Origin of the sequence: Pseudomonas haemolytica (assembly GCF_009659625.1) — a bacterium.
GTDB classification, from domain to species: domain Bacteria; phylum Pseudomonadota; class Gammaproteobacteria; order Pseudomonadales; family Pseudomonadaceae; genus Aquipseudomonas; species Aquipseudomonas haemolytica.
This window is the reverse complement of the sequence record NZ_VOIW01000009.1, coordinates 139,432-163,251: the sequence shown is the minus strand read 5'-3', so window position 1 is coordinate 163,251 and position 23,820 is coordinate 139,432. Positions and strand designations below refer to the sequence as shown.

At 60.6% G+C, this 23,820-nt stretch carries 25 protein-coding genes; 21 read left to right on the top strand and 4 right to left on the bottom strand.

Annotated features, from left to right (window positions below; translation table 11 throughout):
* Positions 1 to 27: 27 nt before the first annotated feature.
* From FRT59_RS25645 to FRT59_RS25605, 9 genes are all read left to right on the top strand, one after another.
* Positions 28 to 813: a TatD family hydrolase gene (locus FRT59_RS25645; protein WP_034120791.1), complete on the top strand. Its 786-nt coding sequence runs from the start codon at positions 28 to 30 to the stop codon at positions 811 to 813.
* A gap of 445 nt (positions 814 to 1,258) precedes the next feature.
* Complete coding sequence (locus FRT59_RS25640) at positions 1,259 to 1,927, top strand: TetR/AcrR family transcriptional regulator (protein WP_034120789.1); 669 nt, start codon at positions 1,259 to 1,261, stop codon at positions 1,925 to 1,927.
* 114 nt (positions 1,928 to 2,041) lie between these two features.
* Positions 2,042 to 3,010: a GTP 3',8-cyclase MoaA gene (locus FRT59_RS25635; protein WP_034120788.1), complete on the top strand. Its 969-nt coding sequence runs from the start codon at positions 2,042 to 2,044 to the stop codon at positions 3,008 to 3,010.
* An 81-nt stretch (positions 3,011 to 3,091) separates the two neighbouring features.
* Positions 3,092 to 3,697 (top strand): DUF4823 domain-containing protein, encoded by a 606-nt coding sequence (locus FRT59_RS25630; protein ID WP_153839948.1) that lies wholly within the window; start codon positions 3,092 to 3,094, stop codon positions 3,695 to 3,697.
* Positions 3,698 to 3,713: 16 nt separating this feature from the next.
* Positions 3,714 to 4,274, top strand: coding sequence for a DUF1285 domain-containing protein (locus tag FRT59_RS25625; RefSeq protein WP_034120786.1), 561 nt, complete (start codon positions 3,714 to 3,716; stop codon positions 4,272 to 4,274).
* A gap of 70 nt (positions 4,275 to 4,344) precedes the next feature.
* Positions 4,345 to 5,058: a GntR family transcriptional regulator gene (locus FRT59_RS25620; RefSeq protein WP_034120785.1), complete on the top strand. Its 714-nt coding sequence runs from the start codon at positions 4,345 to 4,347 to the stop codon at positions 5,056 to 5,058.
* Positions 5,055 to 6,056 carry an ADP-ribosylglycohydrolase family protein gene (locus FRT59_RS25615; protein WP_153872715.1) on the top strand — a complete coding sequence of 334 codons (1,002 nt, stop codon included), beginning with the start codon at positions 5,055 to 5,057 and terminating at the stop codon, positions 6,054 to 6,056. The genes FRT59_RS25620 and FRT59_RS25615 overlap by 4 nt, the downstream gene beginning before the upstream one ends.
* A gap of 109 nt (positions 6,057 to 6,165) precedes the next feature.
* Complete coding sequence (locus tag FRT59_RS25610) at positions 6,166 to 7,632, top strand: purine-cytosine permease family protein (protein WP_153872714.1); 1,467 nt, start codon at positions 6,166 to 6,168, stop codon at positions 7,630 to 7,632.
* Complete coding sequence (locus tag FRT59_RS25605; RefSeq protein ID WP_153872713.1) at positions 7,625 to 8,542, top strand: PfkB family carbohydrate kinase; 918 nt, start codon at positions 7,625 to 7,627, stop codon at positions 8,540 to 8,542. Before FRT59_RS25610 ends, FRT59_RS25605 begins: the two co-directional genes overlap by 8 nt.
* A 70-nt stretch (positions 8,543 to 8,612) precedes the next feature.
* Here the strand turns inward: FRT59_RS25605 and FRT59_RS25600 are convergent, their stop codons facing one another.
* Both FRT59_RS25600 and FRT59_RS25595 read right to left on the bottom strand, forming a co-directional pair.
* Positions 8,613 to 8,879, bottom strand: coding sequence for a hypothetical protein (locus FRT59_RS25600; protein ID WP_034120781.1), 267 nt, complete (start codon positions 8,877 to 8,879; stop codon positions 8,613 to 8,615).
* A gap of 51 nt (positions 8,880 to 8,930) precedes the next feature.
* Positions 8,931 to 9,275 carry a hypothetical protein gene (locus FRT59_RS25595; protein WP_153839943.1) on the bottom strand — a complete coding sequence of 115 codons (345 nt, stop codon included), beginning with the start codon at positions 9,273 to 9,275 and terminating at the stop codon, positions 8,931 to 8,933.
* A 189-nt stretch (positions 9,276 to 9,464) separates the two neighbouring features.
* On the opposite strand from FRT59_RS25595, the gene FRT59_RS25590 reads away from it, so the two are divergent.
* From FRT59_RS25590 to FRT59_RS25565, 6 genes are all read left to right on the top strand, one after another.
* Positions 9,465 to 9,944, top strand: a complete 480-nt coding sequence (locus tag FRT59_RS25590; protein WP_034120778.1) for a GNAT family N-acetyltransferase — start codon at positions 9,465 to 9,467, stop codon at positions 9,942 to 9,944.
* A gap of 236 nt (positions 9,945 to 10,180) precedes the next feature.
* Entirely contained in the window at positions 10,181 to 11,002 is an 822-nt protein-coding gene (locus FRT59_RS25585; RefSeq protein WP_034120776.1) for an SDR family oxidoreductase, read from the top strand.
* Between the two features lie 32 nt (positions 11,003 to 11,034).
* Positions 11,035 to 12,015, top strand: coding sequence for a substrate-binding domain-containing protein (locus FRT59_RS25580; RefSeq protein ID WP_034120775.1), 981 nt, complete (start codon positions 11,035 to 11,037; stop codon positions 12,013 to 12,015).
* Entirely contained in the window at positions 12,012 to 13,511 is a 1,500-nt protein-coding gene (gene araG / locus FRT59_RS25575; protein WP_034120774.1) for an L-arabinose ABC transporter ATP-binding protein AraG, read from the top strand. The genes FRT59_RS25580 and araG overlap by 4 nt, the downstream gene beginning before the upstream one ends.
* 19 nt (positions 13,512 to 13,530) lie before the next feature.
* Positions 13,531 to 14,496, top strand: a complete 966-nt coding sequence (gene araH, locus FRT59_RS25570; RefSeq protein WP_034120773.1) for an L-arabinose ABC transporter permease AraH — start codon at positions 13,531 to 13,533, stop codon at positions 14,494 to 14,496.
* Between the two features lie 192 nt (positions 14,497 to 14,688).
* On the top strand, positions 14,689 to 15,492 hold the full coding sequence (locus FRT59_RS25565) for an IclR family transcriptional regulator (protein WP_153872712.1): 804 nt from the start codon (positions 14,689 to 14,691) through the stop codon (positions 15,490 to 15,492).
* Here FRT59_RS25565 and FRT59_RS25560 read toward each other — a convergent pair whose 3' ends face one another.
* On the bottom strand, positions 15,493 to 16,545 hold the full coding sequence (locus FRT59_RS25560) for an NAD(P)-dependent alcohol dehydrogenase (protein ID WP_153872711.1): 1,053 nt from the start codon (positions 16,543 to 16,545) through the stop codon (positions 15,493 to 15,495). It lies immediately after the preceding gene.
* Positions 16,546 to 16,727: 182 nt separating this feature from the next.
* Between FRT59_RS25560 and FRT59_RS25555 the strand changes: the two genes are divergently transcribed.
* A complete protein-coding gene (locus FRT59_RS25555) occupies positions 16,728 to 17,621 on the top strand; it encodes an AraC family transcriptional regulator (RefSeq protein WP_034120771.1) in 894 nt (297 codons plus the stop codon).
* 168 nt (positions 17,622 to 17,789) lie between these two features.
* On the opposite strand, the gene FRT59_RS25550 is transcribed toward FRT59_RS25555, so the two are convergent.
* Positions 17,790 to 19,454 carry an electron transfer flavoprotein-ubiquinone oxidoreductase gene (locus FRT59_RS25550; protein WP_162525000.1) on the bottom strand — a complete coding sequence of 555 codons (1,665 nt, stop codon included), beginning with the start codon at positions 19,452 to 19,454 and terminating at the stop codon, positions 17,790 to 17,792.
* Between the two features lie 515 nt (positions 19,455 to 19,969).
* On the opposite strand from FRT59_RS25550, the gene FRT59_RS25545 reads away from it, so the two are divergent.
* From FRT59_RS25545 to FRT59_RS25525, 5 genes are all read left to right on the top strand, one after another.
* Complete coding sequence (locus FRT59_RS25545; RefSeq protein WP_153872710.1) at positions 19,970 to 20,719, top strand: electron transfer flavoprotein subunit beta/FixA family protein; 750 nt, start codon at positions 19,970 to 19,972, stop codon at positions 20,717 to 20,719.
* Between the two features lie 2 nt (positions 20,720 to 20,721).
* Positions 20,722 to 21,651: an electron transfer flavoprotein subunit alpha/FixB family protein gene (locus FRT59_RS25540; RefSeq protein WP_034120769.1), complete on the top strand. Its 930-nt coding sequence runs from the start codon at positions 20,722 to 20,724 to the stop codon at positions 21,649 to 21,651.
* Positions 21,652 to 21,723: 72 nt separating this feature from the next.
* Positions 21,724 to 22,539, top strand: a complete 816-nt coding sequence (locus FRT59_RS25535; protein WP_153872709.1) for a substrate-binding periplasmic protein — start codon at positions 21,724 to 21,726, stop codon at positions 22,537 to 22,539.
* Positions 22,540 to 22,548: 9 nt separating this feature from the next.
* Positions 22,549 to 22,911 (top strand): DUF4398 domain-containing protein, encoded by a 363-nt coding sequence (locus FRT59_RS25530; protein WP_034120768.1) that lies wholly within the window; start codon positions 22,549 to 22,551, stop codon positions 22,909 to 22,911.
* Positions 22,908 to 23,720: an OmpA family protein gene (locus tag FRT59_RS25525; RefSeq protein WP_034120767.1), complete on the top strand. Its 813-nt coding sequence runs from the start codon at positions 22,908 to 22,910 to the stop codon at positions 23,718 to 23,720. Before FRT59_RS25530 ends, FRT59_RS25525 begins: the two co-directional genes overlap by 4 nt.
* Positions 23,721 to 23,820: the final 100 nt, after the last annotated feature.

Sequence of the window (23,820 nt, the reverse complement as noted above, 5' to 3'; positions counted from 1 at the left end):
TTTTCGTGACTTAAGTCCTGAATTCCTATGCTCGTAGATTCCCATTGCCACCTTGATCGCCTCGACCTTGCCCAGCACGGCGGTTCCCTCGACGCCGCCCTTGAGGCGGCCCGCCAACGCGGGGTCGGTCACTTCCTGTGCATTGGTGTCAGCGCAGAGAACGCCGCCGACGTCAAAGCCTTGGCTGATCGCTACCCCGACGTGGATTGCTCGGTCGGTATCCATCCGCTGGACCTCAAGCCTGGCGAAGCCCCGGCCCTCGACTGGCTATTGGGTGAACTCAACCATCCACGGGTGGTAGCCATTGGTGAAACCGGACTGGACTACCACTACGAGCCCGAAGCGGCCGAGTTGCAGCAGGCTTCGTTCCGTCTGCACCTGCAGGCCGCCCAGCAGACTGGCAAGCCGGTGATCGTCCACACCCGGGGTGCCCGCGCCGATACCTTGACGCTGCTGCGTGAAGCCGCGCTGCCGCAGGCCGGTGTGTTGCATTGCTTTACCGAAGATTGGGACATGGCCAAGGCGGCCCTGGACCTGGGGTTCTATATATCCCTGTCGGGTATCGTCACCTTCCGTAATGCCGATGCGCTGCGCGACGTGGCCCGCCAGGTGCCGGCCGACCGTCTGCTGGTAGAAACCGACTCGCCGTACCTGGCGCCCATCCCCCATCGCGGCAAGCCCAACCTGCCGGAATATGTGCGTGACGTGGCCGACTACCTGGCAATGCTGCGCGGCGAGTCGTACGAGCGCTTCGCCGAGCAGACCACCGAGAACTTCAAGCGCCTGTTTCCGTTGGCCCACGTAGCTGGGTAACACAGCTAAATTTCAGGCAAAAAAAACCCGGGTTCTGGGGGGGGAATCCGGGCTAAGACCATTAGGAGTAAAACAAGGGTACGCAGTCCGTCGGTACCCAGGTCGACGCGTCACTTGGGGGAGATGTCGCGCCAACAGTTGAAGTATTGATCAGTATCCCATTCAGTCCAGTCGTGATTGATCGTTTTTTAAACAGATTTGGAATACGTGCGCTTCGCTTGAGTTCTCATTGCGCTGATGGGCAGGGTCAGGTGTTGCGTATTATTTCTGACTGATATCGCTGAAATCGTTGGCGCACTGAAAGTTAAGTGCCTGGCGGGTTCACATAGACGTTGCCCAACGACCGTTCAGTCGGGATAATCCCTCGCATCGGGTAAATCGTATCGCCACGTATCGGTGGCCCTGCGCAACCCTCCCTATTCCGACCTTTGCAGACCTCTTCCTCATGCACAAAGAACCCCGTAAGGTCCGTGAGTTTCGCCGCCGTGAGCAGGAAATTCTCGACACTGCACTCAAGTTATTCCTCGATCAGGGCGAAGACAGCGTCACCGTCGAGATGATTGCGGATGCCGTGGGTATCGGCAAAGGCACGATCTACAAGCACTTCAAATCCAAGGCCGAGATCTACCTGCGCCTGATGCTCGACTACGAGCGCGACTTGAACGAGCTGCTGCACTCGGCCGATGTCGACAAAGACAAGGAAGCCCTGTCCCGCGCTTACTTCGAGTTCCGCATGCGGGACCCGCAGCGCTACCGCCTGTTCGACCGCCTGGAAGAGAAGGTGGTCAAAGGCCACCAAGTGCCGGAAATGGTCGAGGAGCTGCACAAGATCCGTGCCTCGAACTTCGAACGCCTGACCCTGCTGATCAAGGGCCGCATCAGTGAAGGCAAGCTTGAAGACGTGCCGCCATACTTCCACTACTGCGCCGCCTGGGCCTTGGTGCATGGCGCCGTGGCGCTGTACCACTCGCCGTTCTGGAGCAATGTGCTGGAAGACCAGGAAGGCTTCTTCCAGTTCCTGATGGACATCGGCGTACGCATGGGCAACAAGCGCAAGCACAGTGCTGAGCCCGCCGCCGTTGAAACCGCGCCTGTGCAAACGCCTACTCCGTAATGATTTGCTGCCAGGCGTAGTACCCCAGGAATATACTCAGGCAAGGATCTTGCTAAAAGCTGATTTATAAGTCAGCTTTTAGTGCGCCCGAATTATCCTCTGCCGGAGTGATCCATGATCGTTGATCGTCAAGGCAGGCGTTTTCGCAATTTGCGGATCAGCCTGACCTCAGCCTGTAATTACGCGTGTACTTACTGCGTGCCCAATGGCAAGCGGCTGGTGGCTGCCCAGGACGAACTCTCGGCCGAGGCCATGGCCCGGGGCGTGGCTTACCTGATCGAAGCAGCCGGTATCGAGCGTTTGCGCATCACCGGCGGTGAACCGCTGGTCAGTCCCAAGTTGGAAGCCTTCATGGGCGCGGTCGGGCAGATGGGCCTCAGCGACATCAGCCTGACCACCAATGGTCAACTGCTGGCGCGCAAACTGCCGTTGCTGGTGGCGGCCGGCATTCGGCGCATCAATGTCTCTCTCGATACCCTGGATGCCGATGCCTTTCGCAGCATCGCCCGTGGCGGCGACCTGGCCACCGTGCTCGATGGCATGGACCAGGCCAGCGCCGCCGGGATCAAGATCAAGGTCAACATGGTGCCGTTGCGCGGCCAGAACCTGGACCAGGTGATGCCGCTGCTCGACTACTGCCTGGAGCGTGGCTACGAGCTGCGCTTTATCGAGCTGATGCGCATGGGCCACCTGGCGAAAGACTCCAACGCGTTCCTGCAACAGTTCGTCAGCCTGCAACAACTGCTCAGCCTGATCGGCGAACAGCATGAATACCTGCAAGCCAATGCGCCGGTCGATGCCACGGCAGTGCGCTACGAAGTGCCGGGCAAGGGTTTCTTCGGCGTGATCGCCAACGAAAGCGTGCCGTTCTGCCGCACCTGTTCGCGGCTGCGGTTGTCCTCCACGGGTTGGCTGCATGGGTGCTTGTCCTCAAGCAATCGCCACTACGTCGGCGATTTGCTGGACCAGCCGCGTCATCAGGCATTGCCGGCCCTGCAGGGCTTGCTGATGAAGGCCCTGGGTGACAAGCAGGAAGTGGCATTTTCCGGCGGCGCGACGGTCATGAAGATCATCGGCGGCTAAGTGTTGCCCTTCAAGATGGCGCAGAACCTGCATCTCACGCCCATTCGCCGGTTTTCCGTCACCGGCTTCTGGAGGATTAGGATGCGTAGTCTGGTTTTGCTGCTGGCGTCGTTGGCCCTGGGTGGGTGCATGACCGTCAGCGATATGGCCGAAGGCACTCGCTATCAGATGAGCGACGCCGGGTTGCTCGACCACAGCGATACTCGGCGTACCGCCTCGGTGCGCATACAACCGGACTCCTTTGTGTTTATCGCCCAGGGCGCCTTTGTGCCGCCGGGCAGCGCGTACCCACGGCCTAACGTAGTGGCCGAGGAGGCGTTCAACGGCTTCGTCGAGTATTTCCCCATGGTCCGTCGCGCGCGCCAACCGGAAGGTCTCGAGCAGGCCATGGCCGAAGCTCGCGAGGCGGGTGCTCACTACCTGCTGTATTGCCGCTTTGCGGCAGCCGATGACCGTATCGGCAACGCCGACGAGTGGACCGATCAGCAAGCCTTGGACCGCCTGGGTCTGGACAGCGGCGTAATCCAGGTCATGTTGATCGAGACCAGCACCCAGTATTTGATTGATACTGCGCGTATTCGCAGTCGTGGCGGTTTACTGACGTTCCACGACACATCGCCACAAGATCTGATTGCCCGCCCTCTGGCGCAATACGCCCGGGGCTTGCTGGGCATGAGCAATCAGTAGACCCGAGGAGAACCCCATGACCGATTCCGCCAAGGCCAATGATCTATTGGCCCAACTGCCCAAGGGCAAGGGGCCGGCGCCGGTGCATCTATGGAACCCGGATTTCTGCGGCAATATCGACATGCGCATTGCCCGCGACGGCACCTGGTTCTACCAGGGCACGCCTATCGGGCGAAAGCCGATGGTCAAGTTGTTCTCCAACATCATTCGCCGCGATGGCGATGAATATTTTCTGGTTACACCGGTGGAAAAAGTCGGGATAACCGTCGATGACGCGCCTTTTGTCGCCGTTACGCTAGACGTGCAAGGGCAGGGCGAGAGCCAGGTATTGCGTTTCACCACCAACGTCGACGAGCAAGTCGAGGCCGGTCTTGAGCATCCGCTGCGGGTGGTGATCGACCCCGTCACTCACGAGCCTGCGCCTTATCTGCGGGTACGCACCAACCTTGAAGCCCTCGTGCATCGCAACGCGTTTTACCAATTGGTGGAGCTGGCCGTGAGCCGTCCGATCAACGGTCAGAGCTGGCTTGGCGTATGGAGTTGCGGGGAGTTTTTCCCCATCGGCCTGGAGCCCTGAGGCCGATTCTGTCTTCACCCTGAAATAATTCCCTTGCTGTAAATCGCGATTTTCGGGTATCAATTTGTACATGATTAGACATGTTCGATTTGATAAGAAAAAACGCGTCGTCGACGAGCTCATCCGCCGTATCGAAGGTGGGGTGATGGTCGATGGTTTCCTGTTGCCGGGCGAGCACCAATTGGCCGAGGAATTTGCGGTCAGCCGTGGCACGCTGCGCGAAGCGCTGGCTGAGCTTAAACGCCGCAACTACATCGCCACCCAGAGCGGCGTCGGCTCCATCGTCACCTTTGACGGCATGGTGCTCGACCAGCGCAGCGGTTGGGCCCAGGCCCTGGCAGATACGGGCGCCCAGGTGAGCACCGACATCCTGCGTTTCGAAGCTGTGACCCGCCCGGACCTGTCCAGCCGCTTCGGCACTGACCAATTCATTGCCCTCGACCGCCGCCGGCTCACGGCTGACGGTACCGCCGTCTCCCTGGAGCGCTCGTTGATGCCTGCTTCTGGCGGCCTGGAAAGCCTGCCCCGCACTGGCCTGATCGACAATTCCCTGACCATCACCCTGGCTGCCTACGGCTATGTGGGCGCCGAGGGTGACCAATGGATGGGTGCCGAGCCCCTGAGCGATAAAGACGCCGAATTACTCGGACGCCCCTCCGGCACTGTCTTTCTCAAGGCGTCGCGCACCACCTATGACCGCCGCGAGCGTTTCATGGAGCATGTCGAAAGCGTGCTCGACCCGCTGCATTTTCGTCTGCACCTGCAGTTTGGAGCTTCAAAATGACCCGGGAAAATCGCGCACTCGGTGCCTTCTACGGCCTTGCCCTGGGCGACGCCTTGGGTATGCCGACTCAGTCCTTGAGCCGAGAGCAGGTGCAAAAAAGCTTCGGCGCTATCACCACCCTGGAAGACGCTGGCGCCGACCAACCGATTGCCCCGAACATGCCAGCCGGTTCCATCACCGATGACACCGAGCAGGCCATCCTGGTCGGGCAGTTGCTGGTGGAAGGCCAAGGCGGCATCGAACCCACTGTGCTTGCCCAGCGCCTGATCGAGTGGGAAGCGGTGATGCGCGCCAAGGGCTCCCAGGACTTGCTCGGGCCTTCCACTAAACGGGCCATCGACATGATCCTCGCCGGTCACACGCCCGAAGAATCCGGGCGCTACGGCACCACCAATGGCGCCGCCATGCGCATCACCCCGGTGGGCATCGCCGCCGATGTCAGCGACACGGCGCGGTTTATCCAGGCAGTGATCCAGGCCTGCCAGGTCACCCATAACACCAGCCTGGGCGTCTCCAGTGCCGCGGCCGTGGCAGCGGTGGTCTCGGCGGGCATCAACGGCGTGGACCTGGGCGAAGCCCTGAACATCGGCACGCAGGTCGCCCAGCAGGCCGAAAGCCATGGGCACTGGATTGCCGGTGGGCGCATTTCTACCCGCATCAGTTGGGCTCGCACCCTGAGCGTCGGCAGCGGCGACAAAACGCTGTTTGCTGACCTGCTCTACGAATTGATCGGCACTTCGGTCGCCTCCCAGGAATCGGTGGTGGTGTCGTTTGCCCTGGCGCAGCAAGTCGCGTCGGGCGACCTGGATGCCTTCGAGGCCTTATGCCTGGCCGCCAGCCTGGGAGGCGACACCGACACCATCGCTGCGATCCTCGGTGCCATGCTGGGGGCGTGCCTGGGGATGCAGTGCTGGCCTGAGGCGTTGATCAAGCAGGTCAAGCAGGTCAATGGCCTGGACTTGCAGCCGCTGGTCCACGGGTTGCTTACGTTGCGCTAAGCACTGCAGAGCCAGCTCCCACATTAAAAAATGCCGAGTCAGGAAGACGGGCAAAAGAGCTGACTCGCTGCCACAACCACAACAATACAGGCACCAGGAGCACCTTTTCATGAGCAGCACCTCTTCCGGCCAAAGCGCCGGGCAACTGGAAACACGCGGCATCGAACCGGTCCCGGAAGGCGAGTGCAACGGCCATCCGCTGCAACTGTTCTGGGTGTGGTTCGCCGCTAATATCAGCATCCTTGGTTTGCCGCTCGGCGCGACGTTGGTAGCGTTTCGGGGCTTGGCCATCTGGCAGGCGATCATCGTCGCAACCCTCGGCGCCGCCGGTTCCTTTGCGGTGGTGGGCATCATTTCCATTGCCGGCCGCCGTGGTCGTGCACCCAGCCTGACCTTGTCCCGCGCCATCTTCGGCGTGCGCGGCAATATCGGCCCCACGCTGGTCTCGTTGATGTCGCGCCTGGGCTGGGAAACCGTCAACACCACCACCGCGGCCTTTGTGTTGCTGTCGTTGTGTTCGATCCTGTTCGGCTCTGCGGTGGAGGCAAAAAGCGCGCCGCTGCTCACCCTGATTTTCATCGCCATCTTCGTGTTGCTGACCCTGGCCGTATCCGGCCTCGGCCATGCCACCTTGCTGGTGATCCAGAAGTGGGCCACCTACGTGTTCGGTGGCCTGAACATTCTGGTGGGCGGCTTCCTTTGCGCCACCATCGACTGGAACGCGGTGTTCAACGCCACACCCGCGCCGTTAAGCGCGATGATCATTGGCGTGGGCACCATGGCCGCGGGCACCGGTATCGGTTGGGCCAACGCCGGTGCCGACATGTCGCGCTACCAGCACCGCAGCGTCAAGGCCGCGCGCCTGGTGGCCTCTGCTGCGTTTGGCGCGGGCATTCCGCTGGTGCTGCTGATCACCCTCGGCGGCCTGCTGTCGGTGGGTAACAATGACCTGGCGTCGGCCACTGACCCGATCATCGCGATCCGCGACATGCTACCGACCTGGATGGCCGTGCCTTACCTGATCACCGCGTTCGGCGGGCTGCTGCTGTCGAACAACCTGTCGGTGTATTCGGCCGGTCTCACCACCCTGACCCTGGGCTTGAAGGTCAAGCGCGTGCATGCGGTGATTGTCGATATCGTGGCGATCTTCGCCGGCTCGATTTACTTCATGCTGATCGCCGACAGCTTTTATGGCCCGTTCATCACCTTCATTTCGCTGCTGGCGGTGCCGATCACGGCGTGGGTCGGAATCTTCGTGGTCGACCTGATTCACCGTCATTACTACAGCCCCAAGGACCTGCTGGACGTCAGCCCGAGCAGCGCCTATTGGTATCGCGGCGGTGTGGAATGGCGGGCGTCTGGCGCCTGGGCGCTGGCTATTGTGCTGGGTTTGAGCTTCACCACCATCGGCACCACCGCTGAAAACATCTGGTTCGCCGGGCCGTTGTCCGATTCCTGGCTGGGCCATAACGGCCTGGGTTGGATTGTCACTTTCCTGGTGGCCGGCGGAATTTATGCAGTACTGGGCGGCGCATCTGACCGTCGTCCGGCCTTGGTAGAGAGTCCCAATGTCTAGATTGCTGCACACCGGCCAGGTCATCGTCGACCTGGTCATGGCCCTCGACACCCTGCCGGCAACCGGCGGCGACGTGCTGGCCAAATCCGCCAGTTTCGAAGCCGGTGGCGGCTTTAACGTGATGGCCGCCGCACGGCGCAATGGCTTGCCGGTGATTTACCTGGGCCGCCACGGCCACGGGCGCTTCGGCGACCTGGCGCGCGCGGCGATGCAGGCCGAGGGCATTGAGATGGCCTTGGCGGCCAGCGGCGACAAAGACACCGGCTTGTGCGTGTCTCTGACCGAGGCCAGTACTGAGCGCACCTTCATTTCCCATATCGGCGCCGAGGGTGAACTGAGTGCTGAAGACTTGGCCCGGGTCCTACCGCATGCCGACGACTATGTATACGTCAGTGGTTACAGCTTGCTGCTTGAAGGCAAGGCCCGGCCGCTAATCGACTGGTTGCTGGCGTTGCCGCGGGAGATCGTGGTGGTGTTCGATCCGGGACCGCTGGTCAAGGCCCCGGATTCGGCCATGATGCGTGCGTTATTGCCGCGTATCGACATCTGGACCAGTAATGGTCCTGAAGCCCTGGCGTTCACAGGGGCCAGAGATATCGCTGGCGCGTTGCCGCAATTGACGCGCCATTTGCCTGTAAAGACGCTGTTAGTAGTGCGCGATGGGCCGAATGGCTGCTGGGTAGGGCATGCGGACGAGATCGAACAGGTGAGGGGTTTCAAGGTGCAGGCGGTGGATAGCAATGGCGCAGGGGATGCACATGCAGGGGTGTTTATTGCCGGGTTGGCGAAGGGCCTGAAGCCGGTTGACGCAGCACGTCGGGCGAATGCGGCAGCGGCACTGGCGGTGACGCGTTGGGGGCCGGCAACTGCCCCAGGTACGGCTGAGGTCGACGCTTTAGTCTCTGAATAAAACGAGGTTCAAAAATGTGGGAGAGTTAGCGCGAATCATCGCGCCGCCCCTCCCACATTTTGCGTCAACTTTATTGACGGGTTTCTTCTTCCTGCTTGCGCGCCTCATCCACACCGGACGCGGTCAGCTTGATCGGCAGGTTCAACGAGTATTCACCGGCGTCGTCGGTGGTCACATGCCCATCCTTGATCAGCCCGCGGTCTTGCAGGAACGCCAAGACACTGGCGACTTCTTTTTCACCGCGGTAATTGTCCAGCACCTCCTTGCCCAGGCCTTGCGGGTGAGCGTGCAGCAGGCGGGTGAGGACTTCTTTTTCAAGGTTTCTATCGACGTTCATGCGTACCTCTTCACTGGGAAATGATCGGGTGTTGGTGCTGCTATGGGTGTATCAAGGCGCGGGTTGTTTCGGTGCGCCTGGGACGTTCGAGTCGTCACCTTTATTGATGTTGGGTTGGTTGATAGCTGGGCCCATTTTGCCGTTGCCGACGGCAGCAGGTGCCTGGCGTTGTGTGTCATTGCCCTGGGTGCGAGGGTCAGCGCCCGGTTGAATAATTGCACCGCCATTGGTGTCTTGGCCGGTACCCATCGAATCCAGGGATTCCTGAGTGGCCGGATTTGGCGAGTGATCCACTGGATCAGTCTTGCCGGTCGACGAGGTGGCAGCAAACGCACTCAGCGACGCGGCAGACAACAGGCCGGTGAGGGCGAGGGCAGCAAATTTGGAATTTTTCATGAGGGTGTCTCCATATGATTAATGTCCTTACCCTGTATTGGTCCGCGCGCATTTGCCGATCGTGCCTTGATGGCGACGAACGGTGCTGCGCTGGCTGTAAGTTTTTGTGTGCCAGTTGCGGGAAATGCGCTGCAATCGGTCATCAAACCGCCTTAGTATGTGGGCTTTGAATTTGCCCAAGGCTCGCCCATGACCATCGAGATTCGCCCCGCCGTGCCCAGCGATGCTGCGCAGATCCTGACCTTTATCACCGAGCTGGCCGAGTACGAAAAAGCCCGGCATGAGGTGATTGCCAGCGTGGTGGATATCGAACGCAGCCTGTTCAGCGAAGGCGCCACGGCCCATGGCCTGATGTGTCTGCGTGACGGGCTGCCGATTGGTTTTGCGGTGTTCTTTTTCAGCTATTCCACCTGGCTGGGCAGCAATTGCCTGTACCTGGAAGACCTCTACATCAACCCGGAACAACGCGGCGGCGGGGCAGGCAAAAAGCTGTTGCGCCACTTGGCCAAGATCGCCTGTGACAATGGTTGCGGGCGGTTTGAATGGAGCGTGCTGGATTGGAATGAGCCGGCGATTGCCTTCTATAAATCCATCGGCGCCCAGCCGCAGGAAGAGTGGGTGCGTTATCGCATGGAAGGCGAAGCGTTGCGTGACTTCGCCGTAGGCTGACGCTCCCTTCTTTAAATACCGAAGATCGAATGTGGGAGTGGGCTTGCTCGCGAATGCGGTGTATCAGTCAACCGATGTGTGGCTGACACACCGCATTCGCGAGCAAGCCCGCTCCCACATTTTTTTGAATTTATTCCAATATATGGGATGTAAATTTATATATTGAGATATTTCAAATGATGGGTTTATAGTCGCCTGCATCAGCACTCACTACCAAAAATAAAACAGGTGAAGCGATGCAGTCACAACCGTTGGCCTTACCCGCCGTGCCCGAGCCGACTTACGGCGAGCGACTGAAGAACAAGGTGGTGATCATTACCGGCGCCGCCCAAGGTATTGGCGAGGCGATCGTCGCCTGTTTCCAGGCCCAGCAGGCCCGGTTGATCATTGCCGATATCCAGGGCGAAAAAGTCGAGAAGGTCGCCGCCCATTGGCGCGAACGCGGCGCCCAGATCTATGCGCAACCCGTCGATATCACCTCCAAGGATCAATGGCAGGCGCTGGTCAACCTGGCCATCGAGCGCTTTGGCCGCGTGGATGTGTTAGTCAACTGCGCGGGCGTCAATGTGTTCCGTGACCCCCTGGAGATGACCGACGACGACTGGCGTCGCTGCTTCGCCATCGACCTCGACGGCGCCTGGTACGGCTGCCGCTCGGTGTTGCCGCACATGATCGAGCAGGGCATCGGCAACATCATTAATATTGCCTCCACCCATTCCAGCCACATCATTCCCGGCTGCTTTCCATACCCCGTCGCCAAGCATGGCCTGCTCGGCCTCACCCGTGCCCTGGGCATCGAATACGCGCCCAAGGGCATTCGCGTGAACGCCATCGCTCCCGGCTACATCGAAACCCAACTCAACGTCGATTACTGGAACGGCTTCCCTGACCCCCACGCCGAACGCCAGCGCGCGTTCGACCTGCACCCGCCCAAACGCATCGGCCAGCCCATTGAGGTGGCGATGACGGCGCTGTTCCTGGCGACCGACGAGGCGCCCTTTATCAATGCCACCTGCCTGATGATCGATGGCGGACGTTCTGTGATGTACCACGACTAAATCGTTTTCGAATAACAAGAAGGAGGTGGTTCATGCTTAAGAAGACACTTGGCACCCTGGCGTTTGCGATGGCGTTCAGCGGCTTCGTATCGGCGCAAGAGGTGAAGATCGGCTTTTTGGTCAAGCAGGCCGAAGAGCCCTGGTTCCAGACCGAATGGGCGTTTGCTGAAAAAGCCGGCAAGGACCAGGGCTTCACCGTGATCAAGATCGCCGTGCCCGACGGTGAGAAAACCCTGTCGGCCATCGACACGCTGGCGGCCAACGGCGCCAAAGGGTTTGTGATCTGCCCGCCGGATGTGTCCCTGGGGCCGGCGATCATGGCCAAGGCCAAGCTCAATGATTTGAAAGTGCTGGCAGTGGACGACCGCTTCGTCGACGCCAAGGGCAAGCCCATGGAAGACGTGCCCTACGTCGGCCTGGATGCCTACAAGATCGGCCAGAAACAGGGCGAAGCCATGGCCGCCGAAGCGAAAAAACGCAACTGGGACTGGAAAGAAACCTACGCCGTCATCAACACCTTCGATGAGTTGGAAACCGGCAAGAAACGCACCGACGGTTCGGTCGAAGGGCTCAAGGCCGCAGGCCTGCCGGCTGACCATATCCTGTTCAGCGCGCAGAAAACCCTCGACGTACCCGGCAGCATGGACTCCACCAACTCGGCATTGGTGAAACTGCCCGGCAGTGCGAAAAACCTGATCATCGGCGGCATGAACGACAGCACGGTGCTCGGCGGTGTGCGCGCGACTGAAAGCGCCGGCTTCAAGGCGGCCAATGTGATCGGCGTTGGCATCAACGGTACTGACGCCATCGAAGAACTCAAGAAGTCCGATACCGGTTTCTACGGCTCGATGCTGCTGAGCCCTGACGCCTCGGGCTACAAAACTGCCACTGCGATGTTCGAGTGGGTGACTAAAGGCACCGAGCCGGCCAAGTTCACCGCGTTGGATAACGTCACCCTGATCACCCGCGCCAACTTCAAGGAAGAGTTGAGCAAAATCGGTCTGTGGAAATGACCGCCGCGGCCCTGCGTTTCAACGGCATTGGCAAGGAGTTTCCCGGGGTCAAGGCGCTGGCGCAGATCAGCTTCGAAGCGCGGCCGCACTCGGTGCACGCGCTGATGGGCGAGAACGGCGCGGGCAAGTCGACCTTGCTGAAAATCCTCGGCGGCGCCTACTTGCCGAGCAGCGGTACGGTGCAGATCGGCGATCAGACCATGGCCTTCAAAAACGCTGCCGACAGCATCGCCAGCGGGGTCGCGGTGATCCATCAGGAACTGCATCTGGTGCCGGAAATGAGCGTGGCGGAAAACCTTTTCCTCGGGCATCTGCCGACGCGCTTTGGGGTGGTCAATCGTGGTCTGCTGCGCCAGCAGGCGCTGGCCTGTCTCAAGGGCCTGGCCGATGAGATCGATCCCGACGAGAAGCTCGGGCGCTTGTCCCTGGGCCAGCGCCAACTGGTGGAAATCGCCAAGGCGCTGTCCCGTGGCGCCAACGTGATCGCCTTCGATGAACCCACCAGCAGTCTGTCGGCACGGGAAATCGACCGGCTGATGGCGATCATCACGCGCCTGCGTGACGAGGGCAAAGTGGTGCTCTACGTCTCCCACCGCATGGAAGAGGTATTTCGTATCTGCGATGCGGTGACGGTGTTCAAGGACGGCCGCTACGTGCGCACCTTCGATGACATGAGCACCCTGACCCACGACCAGTTGGTGACCTGCATGGTCGGTCGCGATATCCAGGACATCTACGACTACCGCCCACGCGAACACGGCGAGGTGGCGCTCAAGGTCGATGGCCTGCTCGGCCCGGGCCTGCGTGAACCGGTCAGCCTGCACGTGCACAAGGGCGAGATTCTTGGCCTGTTTGGCTTGGTTGGCGCCGGGCGTACGGAGTTGTTTCGCCTGCTCAGCGGAGTGGAGCGGGCCACGGCGGGCCAGTTGCAGTTGTGCGGGCAAGCGCTGCACTTGCGTTCGCCCCGCGACGCCATTGGCGCCGGTGTGCTGCTGTGCCCGGAGGACCGCAAGAAGGAAGGCATCATCCCGCTGTCCAGCGTGGCCGAAAACATCAACATCAGCGCCCGCGGCGCCCATGCCACCTTCGGCTGGCTACTGCGCGATGACTGGGAGAAGGGCAACGCCGACCGGCAAATCAAGGCCATGAAGGTCAAGACGCCGAATGCCGAGCAGAAAATCATGTACCTCTCCGGCGGCAATCAGCAGAAGGCCATTCTTGGCCGCTGGCTGTCGATGCCGATGAAGGTCTTGCTGCTGGACGAGCCCACGCGTGGTATCGACATCGGCGCCAAATCGGAGATCTACCAGATCATCCATAACCTGGCAGCCGGCGGTATTGCGGTAATCGTGGTGTCCAGCGACCTGATGGAAGTGATGGGCATTTCCGACCGCATCCTGGTGATGAGCGAAGGCGCCTTGACCGGTGAATTGCCCCGCGCGCAAGCGGATGAAGCGCGGCTACTGCAACTGGCGCTCCCGCGTTCGCGGGCTTGAAGAATAAGAGGGGTTGGGTATGTCTGAGGTAAAAACTGCAAAGGGCTTCTGGCCGGGTTTCAACCAGCGCAAATTTCTCGATGACTGGGTGATGCTATTGGCGGCGTTGGGCATTTTTGTGCTCAGCGCGGTGTTTATCGACAACTTCCTTTCGCCGCTGAACATGCGTGGACTGGGCCTGGCGATTTCCACCGTGGGCATCGCCGCGTGCACCATGTTGTTCTGTCTGGCGTCGGGGCATTTCGATTTGTCGGTGGGCTCGGTGATTGCCTGCGCCGGCGTGGTGGCGGGGATTGTGATCCGTGATACCGACAGCGTGGTACTCGGCGTATCGGCGGCCTTGGCGATGGGCCTGGTGGTGGGGCTGATCAACGGCATCGTGATTGCCAAGCTGCGCATCAATGCGTTGATTGCCACGTTGGCGACCATGCAGATCGTGCGCGGCCTGGCGTACATCTTCTCCAACGGCAAGGCGGTAGGGGTGATGGACGAAGGTTTCTTCGTGTTCGGCAACGGCCAACTGATGGGCGTGCCGGTGCCGATCATCATAACCGTGCTGTGTTTTGTGTTCTTTGGCTGGCTGCTCAATTACACCACCTATGGGCGCAACACCATGGCCATCGGCGGTAACCAGGAGGCCGCGTTACTCGCTGGGGTCAATGTTGACCGCACCAAGATCATCATCTTTGCCGTGCACGGTTTGATCGGCGCGCTGGCCGGGGTGATCCTTGCCTCGCGCATGACCTCGGGCCAGCCGATGATCGGCCAGGGTTTCGAGCTGACGGTGATCTCCGCCTGTGTGCTGGGCGGTGTGTCGTTGAGCGGCGGCATTGGCATGATCCGCCATGTGATTGCCGGGGTGCTGATCCTGGCGATCATCGAGAATGCGATGAACCTGAAGAACATCGACACGTTTTACCAGTATGTGATTCGTGGTTCGATCCTGTTGCTGGCTGTCATCATCGACCGCATGAAGCAACGCTGAGTTATGCAGAGTTATGCCATGTGAAGGCTAAATGTGGGAGGGGGCTTGCTCCCGATAGCTGAGTGTCAGTCACTGCATCTGTAACTGACCCACCGCTATCGGGAGCAAGCCCCCTCCCACATTGGATCTCCTGTGTCCAGGAGAGCGGCATTTGCCATAATGGCCCCGCTTTTTTTACTTATAGGCCGAGATATGCAGGAAAACGCCCACACCCCCGTCAAAGACGCCGCCCCCACCGGCACCCAGACCCTGTTACGCGGCCTGGGCGTGGTGCAAGCGGTGGCGGCTGGTGCGCGGGATCTGAAAGAGATCGCCCGGCGCATCGGCACCACCCGCAGCACGACGCACCGCCTGGCCAGTTGCCTGGTGGAAGAGCGTTATCTGCGTGTGGTGCCGCAAGTCGGTTACCTGCTAGGGCCGAAGCTGATCGAGTTGGGGTTTCAGGCCCGCGAAGAGCTGCCGTTGGTGAACCTGGCGGTGCCGTACCTGGACGAGCTGTCGGCCCTCACTGGCGACACCATCCACCTGGCGATCCGTGAGTACGACGACGTGCTTTACCTGCACAAGAACCCTGGCCGCAATGGCCCGGAAATGCGCTCGCGGGTCGGCCATCGCATGCCGTTGACGCGCACCGGCATCGGCAAGGCGTTGTTGTTGGATGATTCGCCGCAGGAGTGGCAGCGTTTGTACCAAGTCAGCTTGCCGGCGGCCGGCAAAAGCCTGCAATGGCCGCAGCACCCGGAGCAATCCTGGCCGCAGTTCGAGCAGCGCATGCGTGAGTACGTAGAGGGCGGTTACGCGTTCGACCTGGAAGACAACGAACCGTCGATCCGCTGTGTGGCGGCCCCGGTGCGCGATGCCAGCGGGCGCATTGTCGCCGGCATCAGCGTCGCCAGTACCGTGCCCTACATGCCGCTGGAGAAAATGGCCGAGCTGATCCCTGTGATCAAACAGGTCGCAGCCCGGCTGTCAGCGGAGTTGGGCGCGAAAGCCTGATCAGGCTTTCAGGCTCGCCATGTCGATGACAAAGCGGTACTTCACGTCACCGGCAATCATGCGGGCGTAAGCCTCGTTGATCTGGCGGATGTCGAGCATTTCGATGTCGCAGGTGATGTTGTGCTCGGCGCAGAAATCCAGGACTTCCTGGGTTTCGGCAATGCCGCCGATCAGCGAACCGGCCAACACTTTACGGCCCAGCACCAGCTTGGCGGCATTCACCGGCGGGTCCACCGGCTCGATCAAACCGACCAGGATATGCACGCCGTCAAAGCGCAGCACGTCGAGGTAGGGGTTCAGGTCGTGTTGCACCGGGATGGTGTCCAGCAGGAAGTCGAAGTGCCCGGCAGCGGCTTTCATCTGCTCGGCATCAGTGGACACGATCACATGGTCGGCACCCTGGCGGCGGCCTTCTTCAGCCTTGCTCGCGGAGCGAGTGAACAGCGTGACTTCGGCGCCCATGGCCTTGGCGAACTTGATGCCCATGTGGCCGAGGCCGCCCATGCCGAGAATCCCGACTTTATCGCCGGCTTTTACGCCGTAGTGCTTGAGCGGCGAGTAGGTGGTGATGCCTGCGCACAGGATCGGCGCGGCGCTGGCCAGGTCGAGCCTGGCCGGAATTTTCACCACGAAGTGCTCGCTGACCACGATGCTGTCGGAGTAGCCGCCCATGGTGTTGCTGCCATCCACGCGGTCCGGGGTAGCGTAGGTCATGGTCGGGCCTTCGAGGCAGTATTGCTCGAGGTCTGACTTGCACGCTTCGCAATGACGGCACGAGTCAACCATGCAGCCGACGCCGACCAGGTCGCCGACTTTGTGCGCGGTGACGTTGGCGCCGACGGCGGTGACCTTGCCGACAATCTCATGGCCTGGCATCAGCGGGTAAACGGCGATGCCCCACTCGTTGCGCGCCTGGTGGATGTCGGAGTGGCACACGCCGCAGTAGAGGATCTCGATGGCCACGTCATCGACGCGTGGGCTGCGGCGTTCAAACGACATAGGGGCGAGGGGAGTGGTGGCCGACTGAGCGGCATAACCGATGGCGGTGTACATGGTGAAAACCTCGCAAAAGCAGTGACAGATGAGGCGGGCCATTCTCCGCGCCACCCCCTGATGCGGCCATGGCGATTGCTCCGAGTCTCATGCCTATTCGTCCGGGAGTGCCATGGGTTTGGATGCATCGGCGGCCAGACCTGCGATGATGCTCTCATCCCTTATTCGCGAAGTTTTTTGCCATGCTGTTGACCCGCCATGTTGATGCCAACGCCACGCTGGTTTCCCTGATCGAGGGGCTGACGTCCCGCGATGGTTTCTCCCCGACCCATCTGCCGGGCGTACAAGTGCTGCGCGCCAGTTGTGACGTAGCGCGTGGCCCGCAGATCTACGAGCCGAGCCTGATGTTCGTGGCTCAAGGCAGCAAGGTCGCCTACCTGGGCCCGCGTACGCTGGAGTATGGCGCCGGGCATTACCTGATCCAGGCGATGCCGGTGCCGTTCGAGTGCGAGACGTTCGCCATGGCGCCCAGTGCACCGCTGCTGGGCGTGACCGTGGGCATTGATCGTGTGGTGCTGGGTGAATTGGTGATGGCCATGGGCATGCAGGCCGGGCCGCCGCCGACCGCGCAAACCCTGGAGTCGATGAGTTCGGTGGTCTTGGATGACGCCATGCGCGGCTGCGTCGAACGGCTGCTGCAGTGCCTGCACGATCCATTGGAAAGCCGGATTATGGGCCCGGCGCGGGTGCGCGAATTATTGTTCACCGCCTTGCGCGGCCCGCAGGCCGATGTGCTGCGTGCGTTGGTGGAACAGCAAGGGCAATTCTCGCGAATCGCCACGTCGTTGAATCACCTGCATGCCCATTACGCCGAGCCGTTGAACATCGAGACGTTGGCCGGTTATGCGCATATGAGTGCCTCGACCTTTCATGAACACTTCAAGCGTTGCACGCTGTTGTCGCCAGTGCAGTACTTGAAGCGTTTACGCTTGCTCAAGGCTCAGCAGTTGCTGCTGGTGGAGGGCATGGGCGTGGCGCAGGCGGCGCATAGCGTGGGGTATCAGAGTACGTCGCAGTTTAGTCGGGAATACAAACGCTATTTCCTGCGTAACCCGGGCGAAGAGCGGGCTGCCTAGTCATTTCAAGCAAAAGCACAATCCAAATGTGGGAGGGGGCTTGCTCCCGATTGCGGTGTATCAGCTACAGATTTGCTGACTGATTCACTGCAATCGGGAGCAAGCCCCCTCCCACATTTGATTTGTGTCGCCCATAAAAAAGGCTCCCAATTGGGAGCCTCCGTTGGTTTACATATTCGGGTAAGTCGGCCCGCCCGCACCTTCCGGTGTCACCCAGGTAATGTTCTGCGAAGGGTCCTTGATGTCACAGGTCTTGCAGTGCACACAGTTCTGGGCGTTGATCTGGAAGCGCTTCTCGCCGTCTTCCTTGGTGATCACTTCATAGACGCCAGCCGGGCAGTAGCGCTGCGCCGGTTCATCGTAGAGCGGCAGGTTGGTGCCGATCGGGATGCTCGGGTCCTTGAGCTTCAAGTGGCACGGTTGTTCTTCTTCGTGGTTGGTACCGGAGATGAACACCGAACTTAGCTTGTCGAAGCTCAGCTTGCCGTCGGGTTTGGGGTAGTCGATCTTCTTGCAGTCTTTGGCCAGCTTGAGGCAGGCGTAGTCCGGCTTGGTGTCGTGCAGGGTGAACGGCATCTTGCCGCCCAGGATGTTCTGGTCGAACCAGTTGAAGCCTGCACCGATGATCGGGCCGAACTTATGCATCGCCGGGCCGAAGTTGCGGCTGGCGAACAGCTCTTCGTAGAGCCAGCTGGCTTTGAAGCTGTCGACGTAGTTGGTCAGCTCATCGCCGCCTTCGGAGTCGGCCAGCAGGCGCTCGGCCACCGCATCGGCGGCCAGCATGCCGGACTTCATTGCCGTGTGGCTGCCTTTGATCTTGGCCACGTTCATGGTGCCCAGGTCGCAGCCGATCAATGCGCCGCCCTTGAACACCATCTTTGGCAGCGAGTTGATACCGCCTTTGGCCAGGGCACGGGCGCCGTAGCTGACGCGCTTGCCGCCTTCCAGGTACTGGGCCAGCACCGGGTGATGCTTGAGGCGCTGGAACTCATCGAACGGCGACAGGAAGGTGTTGCTGTAGGACAGGTCGACGATCAGGCCGACCACCACCTGGTTGTTTTCCAGGTGATAGAGGAACGAACCACCGGTGTTCTCGTTGCTCATGATGTCCAGCGGCCAGCCGGCGGTGTGTACCACCAGGCCTGGTTGATGCTTGGCCGGGTCGATCTCCCAGATTTCCTTCAGGCCGATGCCGTAGTGCTGGGCGTCGGCGTCGCTGTCCAGGTTGAAGCGCTGGATCAGTTGCTTGCCGATGTGGCCCCTGCAACCTTCGGCGAACAGCGTGTACTTGCCACGCAGTTCCATGCCCGGGGTGTACACGCCTTCTTTGGGCTTGCCTTCGCGGTCGACGCCGAGGTCACCGGTGATGATCCCGCGTACCACGCCGTTCTCGTCGAACAGGGCTTCCTGGGCGGCAAAGCCTGGGTAGACTTCCACGCCCAGGTTCTCGGCCTGCTGGGCCAGCCAGCGGCACAGGTTGCCCAGGGAAATGATGTAGTTGCCTTCGTTGTGCATGGTCTTGGGCACAAAGAAGTCGGGAACCTTGGTGGAGGTATCGCTGCTGCGCAGTACGTAGATGTCATCGCGCACCACCGGAGTGTTGAGCGGGGCGCCGAGTTCTTTCCAGTCCGGGAACAGTTCGTTCAGGGCACGGGGTTCAAACACGGCACCGGAGAGGATATGCGCGCCAACTTCGGAGCCTTTCTCGACCACGCAGACGCTGATTTCCTTACCGGCTTCGGCGGCCTTCTGCTTCAGTCGGCAGGCGGCAGACAGGCCAGCCGGGCCAGCGCCGACGATGACCACGTCGAATTCCATGTATTCGCGTTCCACAGGCTATCTCCTACTCAAGGCTCAACAGGCTTTTTTTTCTAATGGGTGGAGGTTCGGTGTGGTTCTGCTCAACGGCAGCACCCACCTGTCTCTCTAGGTGGCGCATTATATATAGACCACTGGCAGCGTCCAATACAAACGTTTGTTTGAATTGCCCGCAGCCTAGGTAAATCAAAGCAACGGGGCTTATGACTGACCATTTTGCCGTATTGACCAGAATAGGCGTTCCGGTCAAGATACGGTCGGTTTTGCGCTTCCCGTAGGCAGACTGCAGGTTTCAAGAGCACGTCCAAAGACAGGCCCAAGCTAAAAAGGTGACGCGCATCCAGACGAAGGGGCGCAGTTTACACGCCGCGATAAAGAATGACCTCTCAGTCACCACTGACGAACGGTCGTCACTTCCCGTGTGCAAGGCCACTGCCGAGGTCTTTGGAGGTGCCCTTGTGTGCCGATGAGCATCAACCGCCAGGTTCGCCTAGGCGACTTTCTTTTCACCGGAGAGTAACGAGGAATCCATGAAGGTTCTTGTAGCTGTCAAACGCGTTGTCGATTACAACGTGAAAGTTCGCGTCAAGGCGGACAATTCCGGCGTCGACCTTGCTAACGTCAAGATGTCGATGAACCCTTTCTGCGAAATCGCTGTGGAAGAAGCCGTACGCCTGAAAGAGAAAGGCGTCGCGACTGAAATCGTCGTGGTCTCCATCGGTCCGACTACTGCCCAAGAGCAGTTGCGTACCGCCCTGGCATTGGGCGCCGACCGCGCCATCCTGGTCGAGTCCGCTGATGAGCTGACTTCCCTGGCCGTTGCCAAGTTGCTCAAAGCCGTTGTTGACAAGGAACAGCCTCAGCTGGTGATCCTTGGCAAACAAGCCATCGACAGCGACAACAACCAGACTGGCCAGATGCTGGCTGCACTGACCGGTTATGGCCAGGGCACCTTCGCTTCGAAAGTCGAAGTGAACGGCGACAGCGTAGCGGTGACCCGTGAAATCGACGGCGGCGCACAGACGGTTTCCCTGAAACTGCCGGCCATCGTCACCACCGACCTGCGTTTGAACGAGCCGCGCTATGCGTCCCTGCCAAACATCATGAAAGCCAAGAAGAAGCCTCTTGAAGTGCTGACTCCGGACGCTTTGGGCGTTTCCACCGCCTCCACCAACAAGACCGTCAAAGTCGAAGCGCCGGCTGCACGCAGCGCGGGCATCAAGGTCAAGTCGGTGGCTGAACTGGTCGAGAAACTGAAAAACGAAGCGAAGGTAATCTAAAAATGACTATCTTGGTAATCGCTGAACACGACAACAAGGTACTGGCCCCGGCCACCCTGAACACCGTAGCCGCAGCCGCTAAAATCGGTGGCGACATTCACGTATTGGTCGCTGGCCAAGGCGCTGGCGCCGTGGCTGAAGCCGCTGCGAAAATCGCGGGCGTGAGCAAAGTCCTGAACGCTGACAATGCCGCCTACGCGCATCAGTTGCCAGAAAACGTTGCCCCGCTGGTTGCAGAGCTGGGCGCTGGCTACAGCCACATCCTGGCTGCCGCGACGTCCAACGGCAAAAACATCCTGCCACGCGTTGCCGCGCAGCTGGACGTTGACCAGATCTCCGAGATCATCTCGGTTGAAAGCGCAGACACCTTCAAGCGCCCGATCTATGCCGGTAACGCCATCGCCACCGTGCAGTCCAACGCATCGGTCAAGGTCATCACTGTACGCGCCACCGGTTTCGACCCGGTTGCCGCCGAAGGTGGTTCGGCTGCCGTTGAAGCCGTCTCCGCTGCCCACGACGCTGGCACTTCCAGCTTTGTTGGTGAAGAGCTGGCCAAGTCGGATCGCCCTGAGCTGACCGCTGCCAAGATCGTCGTTTCCGGCGGCCGTGGCATGCAGAACGGTGACAACTTCAAGCACCTGTATGCCCTGGCCGACAAGCTGGGCGCTGCGGTCGGCGCTTCCCGCGCGGCCGTCGACGCAGGCTTCGTACCCAACGATATGCAGGTCGGCCAGACCGGCAAGATCGTTGCGCCACAGCTGTACATCGCGGTCGGTATTTCCGGCGCGATCCAGCACTTGGCCGGTATGAAAGACTCCAAGGTGATCGTCGCGATCAACAAGGACGAAGAAGCGCCGATCTTCCAGGTCGCCGATTACGGCCTGGTGGCGGACTTGTTCGAAGCCGTACCTGAGTTGGAGAAGCTGGTCTAATCCAGCCGCTTCACTTATAAAGAGCCCGGTCTTATGACCGGGTTTTTTTTTACTTATCAGGAGAACCTTGCCATGGCGTTGCGCCCCTGGACTTTACTGCTGGGCCTCACGCTGCTGCCGAGCCTGGCGTTTGCCGCCGGCAAATGCGAACGCCTGGTGATCACCGGCAGCCCGGACGCACCGCCCTTGCTGTGGCGCGACCCTCAGGACCCCACACACTTGATCGGTGCAACTGCCGACGTGCTGCAACAAGTGGGCAAGGACCTCGGGCTGAAAATCGACCTGCTCTACGGCGGCAAACGCTCCCTGGCCCTGGATGAGGCACGCAGCGGGCGCATGGACATCCTCGCCGACGCGCCGCTGAACCTCGGTGAGCTGGACAACTTCGACTACATCCATCCGGCGTTGATGCAGACCGATTACCTGGTCTGGACGCGCAAGGATTCGCCGCTGGCCTACACCACGGCGGCTGACCTGCACGGCCACAAGGGCGCGGTATCGGAGCGTGCCCGCCTGAGCGCTGAATTCGAAACCTTCGCCGGCCAGCAGCTCAACCTGCAACGCCTGCCGAACCTGACGCCAGCGTTCCAGAAGCTGTTGCTGGGGGAAGTGGACTATGTGCTGGCCGGGCGCTATTCCGGCATGGCCATGGCCCAGACCTTGGGCATGAGTAACGACTTGGTCGCCCATGAAGTGCCTGTCGATCAGCCTGGCCTGTACTTGGCGATTTCCCATAACTCGGCGTGCAACGATCCGTGGCTGCGCGGACAGCTGACCAAAAAGATGACAGAATTGCCCGCGTCCGGTGTTGCGCAAGCCGCGCTGCAGCGCAATCTGGAGCGCTGGAAAGCGCAATTGCAGCAACCCGTCGGCACCCCAACAAAGTAGGGATTTACAGTGATTTTTCGACCTCTTTTCGCGGCCCTCGCCGTTGTCGCTCTGGCGGGATGTGCAGCCGATCCTGCGCCGAACGAACAAATGCGCCTGACCCAGCAAGCCTTGGAGCAAGCCACCGCGGTTGGCGTCAACACCGACGAATCGCCCGAACTGAAACTGGCCGAAGACAAATTCGCCAGGGCCCAGTCCAACATGGCCGACCAATCCTACAAGCACGCACGTATGCGGGCCGAACAGGCCGAGCTGGATGCGCGTCTCGCTGAAGCCAAAGTGCTGACCGCCAAAAGCCAGGAGCAATTGAACGTGCTCAATACCCGCATCACCCGCCTGCGCAAGCAACTGCAGCTGGGAGACGCGCAATGAGCCCGATGATCCGTGGTTTGGGCTGTGTGTTGCTGCTGGGCACTGCGGTACTGGGCGGGTGCGCCAGCCAACCCACCAGCGAGCAGGCGTTGCAACAGGCCGGCGATGACTTCCAGAAGGTCAAGGAAGACGCCAACGTGCTGCGCTTCGCGCCCAAGGATGTGATCCGCGCCGGAGAATCCCTGGCCCGTGCCGATCGCCTGTCCAGCTACTGGGGCAGCGGCGCCGACGTGGTGCATTACGCCTACCTGAGCCAACGCTACAGCGCCATCGCCCGCGAACACACCGAGCAGGGCCTCAATGCCGAACGCGGCGCCCAGCTCGAGTTGGAGCGTCAGCGCCTGCAACTGGCCTTGCGCGAAAACAAGCTGGCCAGCGTGCAGCAACAGGGCAAATGGGTTGAAGCACAAATCGCCAGCCTCACCACCCAGACCGACCGTGGCCTGGTGATGACCCTGGGGGATGTGCTGTTCGACACCGGCGAAGCCGAACTGCAAAACTCGGCCAACCGTACCGTGCTGAAGATCGTGCAGTTCCTGCAACTGAACCCCAAGCGTCGAGTGCGCATCGAGGGCTACACCGACAACACCGGGGGCGAGCCGGAGAACCTGAAACTGTCCCGCGACCGTGCCCAATCGGTGGCAGACCTGCTGATGGACCTCGGTATCGACGACAAGCGTATCGAGGTCGAGGGTTATGGCGACCAATACCCGGTAGAAGCCAACGCCTCCGAGCGCGGCCGCGCGCAGAACCGCCGGGTGGAAATTGTGTTCTCTGACGAGAAGGGCCAACTGGGCGCTGCTCGCTGAGCGCCAGGCTCCGATTTAATGTGGGAGGAGGCATGCTCCCGATAGCGGTAGTTCAGTTGCAACATCTTTGACTGATACACCGTCATCGGGAGCAAGCCCC

What these genes read in the sequence shown, in the direction of transcription:
- FRT59_RS25645 (WP_034120791.1), top strand. Translation starts at nt 28, where the DNA reads ATGCTCGTAGATTCCCATTGCCACCTTGATCGCCTCGACCTTGCCCAG.
- FRT59_RS25640 (WP_034120789.1), top strand. Translation starts at nt 1,259, where the DNA reads ATGCACAAAGAACCCCGTAAGGTCCGTGAGTTTCGCCGCCGTGAGCAG.
- FRT59_RS25635 (WP_034120788.1), top strand. Translation starts at nt 2,042, where the DNA reads ATGATCGTTGATCGTCAAGGCAGGCGTTTTCGCAATTTGCGGATCAGC.
- FRT59_RS25630 (WP_153839948.1), top strand. Translation starts at nt 3,092, where the DNA reads ATGCGTAGTCTGGTTTTGCTGCTGGCGTCGTTGGCCCTGGGTGGGTGC.
- FRT59_RS25625 (WP_034120786.1), top strand. Translation starts at nt 3,714, where the DNA reads ATGACCGATTCCGCCAAGGCCAATGATCTATTGGCCCAACTGCCCAAG.
- FRT59_RS25620 (WP_034120785.1), top strand. Translation starts at nt 4,345, where the DNA reads ATGATTAGACATGTTCGATTTGATAAGAAAAAACGCGTCGTCGACGAG.
- FRT59_RS25615 (WP_153872715.1), top strand. Translation starts at nt 5,055, where the DNA reads ATGACCCGGGAAAATCGCGCACTCGGTGCCTTCTACGGCCTTGCCCTG.
- FRT59_RS25610 (WP_153872714.1), top strand. Translation starts at nt 6,166, where the DNA reads ATGAGCAGCACCTCTTCCGGCCAAAGCGCCGGGCAACTGGAAACACGC.
- FRT59_RS25605 (WP_153872713.1), top strand. Translation starts at nt 7,625, where the DNA reads ATGTCTAGATTGCTGCACACCGGCCAGGTCATCGTCGACCTGGTCATG.
- FRT59_RS25600 (WP_034120781.1), bottom strand. Translation starts at nt 8,879, where the DNA reads ATGAACGTCGATAGAAACCTTGAAAAAGAAGTCCTCACCCGCCTGCTG.
- FRT59_RS25595 (WP_153839943.1), bottom strand. Translation starts at nt 9,275, where the DNA reads ATGAAAAATTCCAAATTTGCTGCCCTCGCCCTCACCGGCCTGTTGTCT.
- FRT59_RS25590 (WP_034120778.1), top strand. Translation starts at nt 9,465, where the DNA reads ATGACCATCGAGATTCGCCCCGCCGTGCCCAGCGATGCTGCGCAGATC.
- FRT59_RS25585 (WP_034120776.1), top strand. Translation starts at nt 10,181, where the DNA reads ATGCAGTCACAACCGTTGGCCTTACCCGCCGTGCCCGAGCCGACTTAC.
- FRT59_RS25580 (WP_034120775.1), top strand. Translation starts at nt 11,035, where the DNA reads ATGCTTAAGAAGACACTTGGCACCCTGGCGTTTGCGATGGCGTTCAGC.
- araG (WP_034120774.1), top strand. Translation starts at nt 12,012, where the DNA reads ATGACCGCCGCGGCCCTGCGTTTCAACGGCATTGGCAAGGAGTTTCCC.
- araH (WP_034120773.1), top strand. Translation starts at nt 13,531, where the DNA reads ATGTCTGAGGTAAAAACTGCAAAGGGCTTCTGGCCGGGTTTCAACCAG.
- FRT59_RS25565 (WP_153872712.1), top strand. Translation starts at nt 14,689, where the DNA reads ATGCAGGAAAACGCCCACACCCCCGTCAAAGACGCCGCCCCCACCGGC.
- FRT59_RS25560 (WP_153872711.1), bottom strand. Translation starts at nt 16,545, where the DNA reads ATGTACACCGCCATCGGTTATGCCGCTCAGTCGGCCACCACTCCCCTC.
- FRT59_RS25555 (WP_034120771.1), top strand. Translation starts at nt 16,728, where the DNA reads ATGCTGTTGACCCGCCATGTTGATGCCAACGCCACGCTGGTTTCCCTG.
- FRT59_RS25545 (WP_153872710.1), top strand. Translation starts at nt 19,970, where the DNA reads ATGAAGGTTCTTGTAGCTGTCAAACGCGTTGTCGATTACAACGTGAAA.
- FRT59_RS25540 (WP_034120769.1), top strand. Translation starts at nt 20,722, where the DNA reads ATGACTATCTTGGTAATCGCTGAACACGACAACAAGGTACTGGCCCCG.
- FRT59_RS25535 (WP_153872709.1), top strand. Translation starts at nt 21,724, where the DNA reads ATGGCGTTGCGCCCCTGGACTTTACTGCTGGGCCTCACGCTGCTGCCG.
- FRT59_RS25525 (WP_034120767.1), top strand. Translation starts at nt 22,908, where the DNA reads ATGAGCCCGATGATCCGTGGTTTGGGCTGTGTGTTGCTGCTGGGCACT.